Raw genomic sequence first — 9,619 nt, 5'->3', positions numbered from 1 at the left:
TACGCTGGCCTGAAGGCCAAGGGCAAAGCGAGCAAGGTGGCGCTCGTGGCGGTCATGCGCAAAATGCTGGTGATCCTCAACGCCCGTAAGCGAGACGCCGAGGTGGCCCTCGGCTGCCCCTGACAAGACAGTTGCTACTGGGTAAGCACCAAACCCAGCCGCAGCGGCTGGCGCATGTCGGCTGGCGGAGCCGCCTGCAACGGTGCGGCCTGCAGCGTCGCACGCAGGTCAGCATCGACCTGGGCATCACCCAGGCTGTCGAATTCCAGCTTCGAAATGCGGCCATCCGCCGCGATCCACACGCTCACCGGCAACGGCGTCGGCGCGTCCGGATGTGCCTGCAGCCATTCCAGCACGCGCTGCGCCTGCGGGTCCTGCTCCTGCTGCAGGCGCTGCTGCAGCTGCCCCCCCACGGCGGCGGCATAGGCCATCCAGTGTGCAGGAGCTTCCTGCGCGGACACCCCGGCGCTACCCAGTGCCAGCGCACCGAACAACCCGGCCAGTGGCCGCCACCAGCGGCGTGCACCGGTTGTGTTCCTTGCCATCGCCATCGCCCGCCCCTGCGCTCTCATCCAACCGCTGATGGTCGGCGCGGTAGATGACAGACAGATGGCGGTACAGTAGAGCCACGCCATGCGTGGCTGCTACGGGCAACGTGCGCACCATCCACGCGTGGCGTGGATCTACTGGAACAGAGCGGCCAGTAGCATGCGCAAGGACGAGAGCCGCGATCAGTCGCCCAGGTCGGCCAGCACCTTGCGCGAGGGCGCGAAGAAGGTCACGCCGGTAGTGGCGGTGGAGAAATCAAGGATGCGGTCATGCAGCGGTGCGGGATTACCGATGAACATGCGCTCGAGCATCTTCTCGATCACCCACAGGCGGCGCGTGTAGCCGATGAAGTAGGTGCCGTACTCGCCGCGACCCGGGTTGGCGAACGGCATGTTGTCGCGCAGGATCTCGTGCTCGCCGTCGGCATCCTCGATGGTGCACAGCGTCTTGTGCGACTTCTGCGCATCGGCCGGCGCATCGTCCAGCTCGATGTTGTCGTGCTTGGTGCGGCCGATGATCGCTTCCTGCGCTTCGGTCTTCTGCGCGCGCCAGGCATCAAGATTGTGCAGGTACTTCTGCACCACCACGTAACTGCCGCCGGCATGCTCCGGGTCTTCCTCGCCCACGATGGTGGCTTCCGGCAGCGACAGCCCTTCCGGGTTGGCGGTGCCGTCGACGAAATCGAGCAGGTCGCGGCCATCGAAATAGCGGAAGCCGGCCACGTCATCAACGGTTTCCACCGCATCGCCAAAGGCCATCAGCAGGTTGCGCTCGAACGCCACGATCAGGTCCATGGTACGTGCACGGATGTGGTACAGCAGGTCGCCCGGCGTGGACACAGCGGTATGGGTCGCGCCCTTGATCTCGCGGAACGGCTGCAACTCGCGCGGCGGCGTGGTGCCCACCAGCGGCTGCCACACGCGGTGGCCGATGGCCACGTTGCAGGTGAAGGTGCGTTCGATCTCGCGGATGGCGGTGTTCTTGATCAGGTCGTCGGTGCTGGCCAGCACCTCGCGTGCCTTGGCGATCGACGCCTCGTCATCCTTCACCTTCAGCACCAGAAACGCCGCCGAATGGGTCAGTGGCGCGGTGATCTGCTGCGGCTCGTTGTCGAGCGTGTGGTTGACGGCGGTGATCGGTGCGGGCTGGGAGTTCACGGCGGTTCCTGCTGGCTTGAGGCGGGCGCATCGCGTGTGGCGATGTGCGGGCGATCATAGCGGAACCGCCTGACCGGGGACGGAGCGGTTCTCGTTCCGTCCACCGGCGAAGCTACGAAGGCCTCAGTCCACATCACTCCAGACCGCCAGTTCGTAGCCATCCAGATCGCGGAAGTGGAAGCGGCGACCACCCGGGAAGGCGAACACCGCCTGCACTACCTCGCCACCGGCGGCCACTACGCGTTGCTGCGCATCGGCCAGGTCCGCGCAGTAGAGGATCACCAGCGGCCCCCCGTGGGCACGCACCGGCGCGTCGGCCACGAAGCCACCTTTCAGACGGCCGTCGTCGAACTCGGTGTAGGCCGTGCCGTAGTCCGTGAAATGCCAGCCGAACACCTCGCCGTAGAAGCGCTTGCTACGGGCAATGTCGGCGACGTTGAATTCGATGTTGTCGATGCGGCGTTCGGCATCGTGGGGCGCGGCAGGATTCATGGCGAGGCTCCGTGGTGGGAGCCCAGCATCGATCAATGCAGCACAGTGGTCTTGAACAAAACGGCCATCATTGTCCCCACTCCAGGCGCAGCTCGCTGGCGGTCATGCCCGCCAGTTCACGCGCCTCGCGGCTGAGATGGGCCTGGTCGGCATAGCCGGCATCAGCGGCCAGCATCGCCAGCGAGTGCTGCGGCAGCGCACGGCTGTGGCGCAGGAAACGTTGCAGCCGCAGGATCCGCTCCAGCGTCTTGGCGCCGTAGCCGAACTGCGACTGGCTGAAACGCCGCAGGCTGCGCGGGCTCAGGCCCAAATGCGCCGCCAGCGTATCCAGCGTGGCATTACCCGCGGCGAGCGCCTGGAACAGGACATGGGCGCGCCGCGCCGGCGTATCGAGCGCGGCCGCACCCATGTGCTGTTGCAGGCAGTGCGCCATTCGCTGCAGGCGCTGTGCAGGCGCGGTGTCGCCAATGGAGGCCGCCGCCTTGTTCGCCCACGCGCCCTTCAGGTCGGCCAGTGGCACGGCCTGGCCGATGATCCCGGCCAAGGGCAGGCCCAGCGCGGCCAATCCCTGGCCGGGACGGAAGCGTGCGCCCAGCACCTGCGCACCGGGTGCCAGCGCCGGGTGCGCGGCCACGCGGTCCGGGCCGACGACGAACAGCGCACCGTCGCGCCAGAGGATATCCACGCAGCCATCGGGCAATACGGTGATGTGCCCATCGGCATCGGCAGGAAGCTGGCTCTGCCACAGCTGGCCAAAGTGGCCGCGCAGCGGCGCAGGCGCCAGATGCTCCTGGTAGGTCGTGCCGGTGCCTGCAAGAGAGGAAGGGTCGCCCATGCCGCATTGTGGCGCCACGGGGCCCATAAAAGTGAAGCCCGGCGCGAGGCCGGGCTTCGGTTGGCGTGTGGGAGAGAGAGAGAGTCACACGCCAGCACAACACGCACTAACGACAGGCGTTTGTTACCAGGTGAAGCGCGGGCCCACGAACCACTCGCGGTCGCCGGCCTTGGCCAGCTTCACTTCGCCACTCAGGCCCCAGTTCTGGTTGAACTTGGCGGTGGCGCCGACACGGCCATAGAACTCGCCGTCCGGGTTGATGCCGTACTTCTTGGTGTAGTCCTCGTAGCCGGCCATCACGTAGCCTTCCACGTACGGGTTGAACGCGGTGCGCACGCCAACTTCGGTCGAGTAGCCGTTGAAGTCCAGGCCATGCTTCATGTCGAACTTCTGGTACGCAACGCGAGCCACCAGGTCGGTGTTCGGTGCGATGCCGTAGTTGTAGCCGGCGCCGATGCGCCACTGGTCGACGTCATTCTTGAACTTGTCGGTCTCCTGCGCGCTGTAGTCGCCGAAGATGTGGAAGTTCGGGTGCACCGCCACGGAACCCTTCACCTTCCAGCCGTCGGCGTCGCCGCCCTTGGCATCGGTGTTCACGTAGCCGCCTTCAACGTAGTTGTACGACAGGCCATCGGTTGCCGATGCAGCGAACGGCAGAGCAGCCAGAAGACCCAGGGCAAGCAGCGAATTCTTGTTCATCGGGACACACCTTTAATTATTTTGGTTTCGTCGGCCGCCTCCCGGGAGGGGGAGAGAGAAGAGGCGGTCGACAGGTGTGAATTATCCGTTAGGGGGTCTAATCAACCCTGAATATTGAACTGACTGGTGTATAAATAAGGCTGGCGTTCAGGGAACTCCGCATGGCATTGCGGGGCGAACACCATAGTTGTCACCGCTTGGGAGGAACTATGGTGAGAGGGGACTCGCACAACTATGGTGTCCAGCGAACTTGGCGTTAGTCTGAGCGGTCGCCAGTCACGACCCAAAGCTGGCAGAGGGCTAGAAGCGCAGCTTGGATACGACGTTTGGCATTCTACGCCCCGACTGCCACTGCTCAAACGTCAGCATTGTTTTCCATGACAGCTCTTTCGTCATTCGCTGAATACCAGATTCCGAACTCTCTTGAACAGCGATTAGCGTCTTGGTGTTGGCGTCCTTTCCCCATCGGTAGCGCGACTTGTTGTCATCTGGAGACCCTTGACGCGAAGGGTCGTCAGGTAGGAACAAGATCGCTTCCTCGCCATCGGAATTCAACGAAACATCTCTGGTCCTCTCACCAGACTTACAGTCGGCAGAATTTTTCTACGTCTTCAGTTGCCACTGAGGGCACTGTCAGCTTGCTAGATCGAGGAAGCGCTCTAACTCACCCAGAACCTGTTCAGGGGTGAGCCGCTTCGGTTGAGTCGCTGCATATACACGGGCAGTCTTCTGCTTTGCCGCGCGCTTCAGCTGCCGCCGTTCCTTGTTGCTACCCAAGACACTCTCCCTGTTTCCCGTTCTGCAACTAAGCCACAACCGAGAACAAGTTGCTGAGGAATCGCTCCAATTGTCTGAGAGTGTACGGTACCAAGTGGGCGACTAGCTCTGACAGTAATAATTCAGAGTACCGACTTCAGCCGCTTTGGTCCCCTTTTCCAGGCGATCATCAGCGGAGGAGGTCGGGCAGGTCATACAGCAGCCGCAATGCGTCGGGCCAACCCACCTCCGAGAACAGCTGTAGGATCTCGACCAGCATCGCACGCAGTCCGGGATCTTCGAAGATACCCCGATGGTCCGCGATATAGAGCGTCACGACCCTCACGACGGCGGCGCTGCCAAGGCTTTCGTAGTGATACCCTTCTTCAGCGCCTACGCCGGTGAGAATCGCGTGAATCGCCAAGAAGACTGCTACGGGATTACCGGTGATCAGATGCTCATACAGTTCGATGAGGTGATGAAGCGTTCTGGGCTCCCGAGACTTCTGGAGAAGCTGAAGGATCTCCGCATAATCTGCAAGAAAGCGCGACTTAGTTTCCCGATTATTCAGAGCGAGCCCAGCCGCGCTATCCTGCGTCCGCACGCCAGCGCCGAAATAGAGCTGATTCATGGCATGGTGAATCACACGTTCGGCAGCGATGTAGCGCTCTCCGGCAGGCCTACTCTCCTCTTGGCTAGTCGCAGACATTAGAGTTGCGTGCTCCTTGACCGATATAGCTAGCGCCTGCATTAGGACGACTTTAAGACCATCCTGCGCGCGGTCGCACATGTCTCGATCACTTTCCTTGGCATCCGCCCTGTAGCGCGCGAAGAACGTGCTTCGCAACCTAGACGTGTACGCGTTCAGCGCGTCTTGGAAGTGCAGGGGATCAGCTGCCCATCCCTCGAGCCAAATGCGCGCGATCGGCCGACCCTGTCCGGCGCCTAGTTGCGCGGCCCAACCGCCGAGACATTCCCTCAACAGGCTGCTGCCGTCCTTGTCGTAAAATGCGTCCAGCCTATCATTCGCCAACATCAGGAGTCGTTCGCAGCGTCGCGGCTCGGCGTGGCTGAACCTCCTGAGCGTGCCCGAGAGGTATGACACCAGGACCTGCTCGTCAGCTTCGCTGCTGGCGATACGCTCGCCCATCGCCCACATTCGGTCGGGAGCCGCCTTGGAGATCACATGCAGGTTCTGCGCGGCCTGCAACCGCACGGCGCGCTCCTCATCCCGCAGGATCGCCTCGATCTGATCAACTATCTCCGGCCGCTCCTCGGCATGTCGCGGTGCCAATGAAATCCACGATTTCGCCGCATACACTCTCACTGACAAGTTTCCCCAGCTAATGCTCATCGGTCGCCCGTCCGAGTTTCAGGATACTTGCTCGAAGAGAGACGACCGAGCACCGCGAGCATAGTGTCCAGGTCCGGCAGGCTTCCTAAGCCCGGAACGTAATTCGAGCTGGAGGCAACGCGCTCCACCGCATTCGCTACGTGTCCCCAAGCCCGGTGGTCGATCTGGCCATGGAGTCCGGGATTTTCATCGATCATGGCGATCATAGCCATGGCATCAGACCACAGTGCTGCGAGTGCCGACGCTTCGCTATCAGCCGGCGTGGCCATGCAATTGGCGTCAAGCGCACTAAATGCTTCGAAGATCATACGGTCGGGCCCAGCATCCATGTGGACGCCTTCGTGGCGCAGCCGCTCGATCTGCCAGTTCTCGTGATCGTCCCCCAATCTGTGGATGCCTTGGGCGCGCGACTCCTCCAGCAGTTCGCCATCATTCTCCATCTGCCGGCGGAGGCGCCGGGTGGCATCGAGGGCAAGCGTCTCCTCCGGGATAAGCGCTAGCATTCGGACCAGAACCCGCCGCCACTGCTGCTTGCGTTTCTCATCCGGATGCTCAGCTGCATGCAGAGACATCACCTCGAACCGCTCCCTATCCTCCAGCGTCCGCGATGACCAAGCGGCGGCGATGAAGTGCACAGCATCGCGGCGAGTGCCGCGGTTCTCGAACAGGTCGGGCTTCGTCATCATTGGCCAGAGGAGGTCACCGATCTCCTCCGCGCGTTCACTAGCGACGCCGAGGATACGGGTCCACACGGAGACTGTGGCATATCCCCGTGATGCCGCATCAACACTCTCAGAAAACGCATCGACATCACAAGCACGCAGGAACTCGACCAGATTAGCTAGAACGTCATCCTCACCTCGCGGGACATCCTCGTCCTTCTCATCCCAAGCATTAAACTCGACAGTTGGTCCACGGAACTCAACCTTCGTGGTACCGAGGTCGATGACCACGACTCCATTGGCTCCGCCATAGCCTTCCGTCGCGGCCTGACCGATGACCGCGTCGATAACCGCACGGGTACCGTACTGTGGCGATATCTCGAGAAATTTTCCGAGCGATCTGCCCAGTTGCCAGCGTGAATGCTCGTAATCTTGCCGCCGATTCGATGACAACGGCATGATCCGGCTCTGTGCACCGCCGAAGGCGGAAGTGGCGGTGTCGGCGATAATCTGGCCGTAAATGCAGCGATACACTTCTGCGGCGAACTCAGGGTCGGCTATGGCGATTGGGATGATCTGCTCGGACAGCCAGTGGGCCTCACGGTCAGCGTATTGGGAGAAATGCGGCTCACGCAGGATGCGGTCAAGTAGAGCGCGCGATGCTGCAATATCAGAGCCGAAGCTCTTCCCCACAAACCTGATAGCGTTGGCGCTAGTCGCCTGGAGGGGCGGAGACTGCGACCAAGCGAATCTCAGCATCGCCCGGGCCGCCCGTCCGAAGACACCTCGCAGAGCGGTGTCGGTGAGATCGCCTTTCTCGAACAGCACGTACAAGAGCGATCTGGCGGAATCGATCAATAGAAGTAGGTTAGCCTCAGTGAGCCTCTCGGAAAGGGTGGCCCAAGCGAGGGCACGCTTAGGCGTCAAGACGCGGGTCGCATCGATTCCCATCGCTACGAAGCGACTCAGGCGGTTCAGCAGACTCGCAAGCATTGCAACGTCGGGAGTCGTCCTCACGCGATCGATAAGACCGGCCAGGTCTTCGACATCGGTGACGTTATCGGAGAGGATGCGCAGCGCCACGTTCCCAAGCACTGGATCGACCTGGGTCGCTGAAAATATGTTGCACACCAGCTTCCAGCTCTGGGGTCGTCCGGGTCTGTCCGTACGCCAAATCCGCTCAATTGCGAACCGGAGCGCGGGCGCGAGTAGAAGCGCGACTGAGGTGTCGCCCGCGAGCTGCTCGATCAGTCGATCGGGATCGTCCCACGCAAGGTAGAAACGGCCCGCAACGTGATCGAACAGAACATGGTGGGGGAAGCGCACCAAATCATCTGCAGTGGTAAGTACACCGGCTTGGATGACCCGGTCTACGTCCATATGCCGTACGTCGACCTTGCGCACGGTGAGTCTGCGAAGCGTCGCCATGGCCTTAACGGCCTCAGCTGCGGCCTGGGTCATGCCGGTCGTCGGCATGCGGCGGTCCTCGTAGGCGTCGATTAGGCCCGACTGGCTCGCGATCCCAGCGAACCCTGCCGGATCCGCCCCGTCAGACAGCAGCTCGGACGCCAAGGACAAGTTGAATACGTTGCGCAATAGCTCGGCAAGCGCTTCGGTTGCGGAAGCCAGCAGTGCCGCGATCTCCGCGGACGCGGTCCCCGCCGCAACGATATCAGCATCGGTCAATCGAGGAACAGAGAAGTGCTGAATAGCTCCAAGGGTTGCGTCGGCGTGCAAGGCGTCGGCGGGCCTGCCCTTGAAGGCTGCCCGATACCGACGGCCGTTGCGCAGGTCGAATGTGCGAATCGATGCGACCACCGTCCAGCTGTCGCGAAGCTCGACCGTGACCCGTTCAATTAGGTTAGCGAACACGCCTTCGGATGGGCCACCTCGCGCCGCGTCCAACGCGTCGATGAACAGGAATCGCGGCTGCGATCCAGGCGCGGCCGACAGGATCTCTACAAGATCGTGATCGAGGTGCAGCTCCGAGCTGAGGTCCGCAGCTATAGCCACACCTGGGAAGCGATCGACCGAGAGAAAAACCACAAGAGCACCCTCGTCGATGAGCGATCTCGCAGCGCGAACGAGCGAACCGGTCTTGCCAGCGCCCGGCTCTCCGACGACCAGGAGAGAACCGGCCTTGATCGCCAGCTCCATCGGCGCATCGCTTTCGCGCTTGATTGTGATGCCACCGGCGAGGGGAAGTTCCCCGTGGACGGCAAGCCGGTCCAGTTCCATCCCTGCGACCGCGTGCAGTCTCGCCAAATCCTCGGCATACCGTGGCGCGCCCACGTCTGAATGACCCCGTTGTCTGAGAGCACGCAGCAGCCCATCGCGGTCAGCAGGTGCGCCGCTCGCAATGAGGTTGCGCATGATGCCGAGCAAGTCCCGCAACGGCGCGTCGCCTGCGGCATCGCCGCCGTAGAGATGACGGCCAAGGAGCATCGACGCCTCTCGCCAGTCGGTATCGCCCTCGTCCATGGCGAATCTGGCTACGTGGAAGGACCGGGCCATGTCGGCAAGATCTTCGAGTGTAGGTGCGGAGCCATGCGTGTTCGTCCATGCCGTCGTGACAATCTCCTCCAGCGCCCCAAGGGCGCTCTGCTGAGCAGCGTTGCGTCCAGCCTTCGTGGGAGCCCAAGCGCCTCCTTGGTCAAACGCACGGCAACCTGCCTCAAGGTGGTCCAAGGTGCGGGCCGCATTCGCCCTCACCGCCAGCACTGCGGCATTCCGCGTGGGGTCCGGCGAGCTGCCTGACGCTTTGGCACCGGATATCCAGTCAGCAAGCTGAGCGCCGGTCTTCGCTAATGGCGCATTGCTTCCAGTGGCGAGTGTGGCGGAGGTCTTGTTCTGCACGTGAACCGAGCCCCCATCGGACTGCGAAACCTCGATGTCGTCCAAGCCAACGCCGGTCTCAAGCTGGATTGCCATCGGCAACGCTATGTTGTTGATGCCCAAGCGGCCGCCGACCGGAAGCCGCACCAGGATGTGAACCGCGAACCAAGCCGCCACTGCGGCTTGGAATGCCATGCCAGCTTCGGTCGCCCTGCCGCCTGCATGCATGCGCTTGTTTGTAGGAATTTTAGTCAGCGCCATAGTCATGCGGCCACTTTGC

General features: G+C 62.3%; 7 protein-coding genes and 1 pseudogene. 1 reads left to right on the top strand and 7 read right to left on the bottom strand.

What is annotated here, in order from left to right:
- Positions 1 to 123, top strand: a pseudogene (locus AC5P67_RS15895) (IS110 family transposase); the annotation flags it as partial.
- A gap of 11 nt (positions 124 to 134) precedes the next feature.
- Here the strand turns inward: AC5P67_RS15895 and AC5P67_RS15890 are convergent.
- From AC5P67_RS15890 to AC5P67_RS15860, 7 genes are all read right to left on the bottom strand, one after another.
- Positions 135 to 551 carry a hypothetical protein gene (locus tag AC5P67_RS15890; protein ID WP_099526851.1) on the bottom strand — a complete coding sequence of 139 codons (417 nt, stop codon included), beginning with the start codon at positions 549 to 551 and terminating at the stop codon, positions 135 to 137.
- Positions 552 to 731: 180 nt separating this feature from the next.
- Positions 732 to 1,706 carry a Dyp-type peroxidase gene (locus AC5P67_RS15885; protein ID WP_012478755.1) on the bottom strand — a complete coding sequence of 325 codons (975 nt, stop codon included), beginning with the start codon at positions 1,704 to 1,706 and terminating at the stop codon, positions 732 to 734.
- A 123-nt stretch (positions 1,707 to 1,829) separates the two neighbouring features.
- Positions 1,830 to 2,198, bottom strand: coding sequence for a VOC family protein (locus tag AC5P67_RS15880; RefSeq protein WP_012478754.1), 369 nt, complete (start codon positions 2,196 to 2,198; stop codon positions 1,830 to 1,832).
- Between the two features lie 67 nt (positions 2,199 to 2,265).
- The gene (locus tag AC5P67_RS15875) at positions 2,266 to 3,033 is read right to left on the bottom strand and encodes a helix-turn-helix transcriptional regulator (RefSeq protein ID WP_495214903.1); all 768 of its coding nucleotides are present in this window, start codon (positions 3,031 to 3,033) and stop codon (positions 2,266 to 2,268) included.
- Between the two features lie 123 nt (positions 3,034 to 3,156).
- Positions 3,157 to 3,732 (bottom strand): OmpO family porin, encoded by a 576-nt coding sequence (locus AC5P67_RS15870; RefSeq protein ID WP_495214901.1) that lies wholly within the window; start codon positions 3,730 to 3,732, stop codon positions 3,157 to 3,159.
- Between the two features lie 946 nt (positions 3,733 to 4,678).
- Positions 4,679 to 5,842: a hypothetical protein gene (locus AC5P67_RS15865; RefSeq protein WP_495214900.1), complete on the bottom strand. Its 1,164-nt coding sequence runs from the start codon at positions 5,840 to 5,842 to the stop codon at positions 4,679 to 4,681.
- Positions 5,839 to 9,606, bottom strand: a complete 3,768-nt coding sequence (locus tag AC5P67_RS15860) for a P-loop NTPase family protein (RefSeq protein ID WP_495214898.1) — start codon at positions 9,604 to 9,606, stop codon at positions 5,839 to 5,841. The genes AC5P67_RS15865 and AC5P67_RS15860 overlap by 4 nt, the downstream gene beginning before the upstream one ends.
- Positions 9,607 to 9,619: the final 13 nt, after the last annotated feature.

Source organism: Stenotrophomonas sp. YJH_SMC_21, from assembly GCF_059369555.1.
This window is presented reverse-complemented; position numbering and strand designations above follow the sequence as displayed.

Coding starts and splice junctions, on each gene's coding strand:
- AC5P67_RS15890 (WP_099526851.1), bottom strand. CDS start 551: ATGGCGATGGCAAGGAACACAACCGGTGCACGCCGCTGGTGGCGGCCA.
- AC5P67_RS15880 (WP_012478754.1), bottom strand. CDS start 2,198: ATGAATCCTGCCGCGCCCCACGATGCCGAACGCCGCATCGACAACATC.
- AC5P67_RS15875 (WP_495214903.1), bottom strand. CDS start 3,033: ATGGGCGACCCTTCCTCTCTTGCAGGCACCGGCACGACCTACCAGGAG.
- AC5P67_RS15870 (WP_495214901.1), bottom strand. CDS start 3,732: ATGAACAAGAATTCGCTGCTTGCCCTGGGTCTTCTGGCTGCTCTGCCG.
- AC5P67_RS15865 (WP_495214900.1), bottom strand. CDS start 5,842: ATGAGCATTAGCTGGGGAAACTTGTCAGTGAGAGTGTATGCGGCGAAA.
- AC5P67_RS15860 (WP_495214898.1), bottom strand. CDS start 9,606: ATGACTATGGCGCTGACTAAAATTCCTACAAACAAGCGCATGCATGCA.